Genomic DNA, 1,375 nt, shown 5'->3' with positions numbered 1-1,375 from the left:
TGCACGAGCGTGGGTCCTTCCTCGTACGAACTTTGGTCGGTTCAGTACGGAAACCTACGCTCGTCGCCTTTTACACCACCTTCTGGACGCGACCAAGGAGTCGGTGGCCTCGTGCGAGCGGCGATTGTGCGCGCCGAGCCAGATCAGCGCTCCGGACCGCATACGGAACTCGCCGCCCGCCCGTCGAGAACGTCCTGGCCATCAGCGCAAACCAGCGTCCCCACCTGTCGGAAGTTGCTTGGCACCATCGGCTTGACCTTGCCGTAACGTCAACTTCTACCGTCGAAGACGTGAGCCGGAGAGAATCGGCTTACGAGAGCGAGGTGGAACGCGCTATGGCTTGGTCAATTGCAGAAGTCGCCCGGATGTCTGGAGTCACCTCCCGGACGCTGCGGCACTACGACGAGATCGGCCTGCTCGCCCCTGACCGCGTCGGGACGAATGGCTACCGCTATTACGAGGTGGACCAGCTGCTGCGACTGCAGCAGATTCTTGTCCTTCGCAGGCTCGACCTCGGGCTGCCGCAAATCGCCGAGGTCCTCGGCCGGCAAACCGACCAGGTCGAGGCGTTGCGTGGTCACCTCAAGCAGTTGCTCCTCGAGCAGGACCGGCTCGGCGCGGTTATCGCAACGGTCGTGCGCACCATCTCCGAACTCGAAACGACGCAAGGAGGGCCCACCATGGCCGCCATCAACCGCCCCGAGAACCTGTTCGAGGGGTTCGATGCCACGCAGTACGACGCTGAGGCGCGCGAACGCTGGCCACAGAACCACGGCAAGGCCCAGAAGTTCGCCGCGACGCTGACGCCGGAGGACACCGAGCGGATGCAAAAGGAGGGCACCGCAGCGATGATCCGGATGGCCGAGTTCATGATCGCCGGCGTTCCGGCGGACGACCCGACCGTTCTGGACGAGGTCGAACACCAGTACCGTGGGATATGCAACTTCTGGACCCCGGATGCGGCGGCCTACCGCAACCTCGGCCAGATGTATGTCGATGACGAGCGGTTCAAGGTGAACTACGAACGGATCACACCGGGCCTGGCCGAGTACCAGCGCGACGCCATGGCCGCCTACGCCGACGCCCGGCTGAGCTAGAACTTAACGCCGGACGAACCATCCACCGGGTGACGACGGTCCTACCTGCCTACCGCCGTCACCCGGCAGATTGTTCGCGCGCCGAAGAGCGCGTCCTGAGCCCGAGCGGCCCAGGGACCGGGTTACAAGATCTCAGAGGGCGTTAAGTCCCGTTCCTGATGATGTGGTGTCGCTCTTTCGAGGGGGTGATGGGTCGCTTCCGTCATCACGTCATGTCGTGTGCATGGTGGGGTCGCGGGTATGGAACGGATGCCGTACGCGACCGACTTGTCCGACGA

The 1,375-nt window shown here is 63.8% G+C and carries 1 protein-coding gene; it reads left to right on the top strand.

Features of this window, described 5'->3' with window-relative positions; translation table 11 throughout:
• The first annotated feature begins 335 nt into the window (after positions 1-335).
• Positions 336-1,097, top strand: coding sequence for a MerR family transcriptional regulator (locus ABZT03_RS44555; protein WP_356050061.1), 762 nt, complete (start codon positions 336-338; stop codon positions 1,095-1,097).
• The last annotated feature ends 278 nt before the right edge of the window (positions 1,098-1,375 follow it).

Source organism: Streptomyces sp. NPDC005574 (genome assembly GCF_040605435.1).
GTDB lineage: Bacteria > Actinomycetota > Actinomycetes > Streptomycetales > Streptomycetaceae > Streptomyces.
The sequence above is the reverse complement of the archived record's forward strand: the minus strand, read 5'-3'. Positions and strand labels throughout refer to the sequence as shown.

What these genes read in the sequence shown, in the direction of transcription:
- ABZT03_RS44555 (WP_356050061.1), top strand. Translation starts at nt 336, where the DNA reads ATGGCTTGGTCAATTGCAGAAGTCGCCCGGATGTCTGGAGTCACCTCC.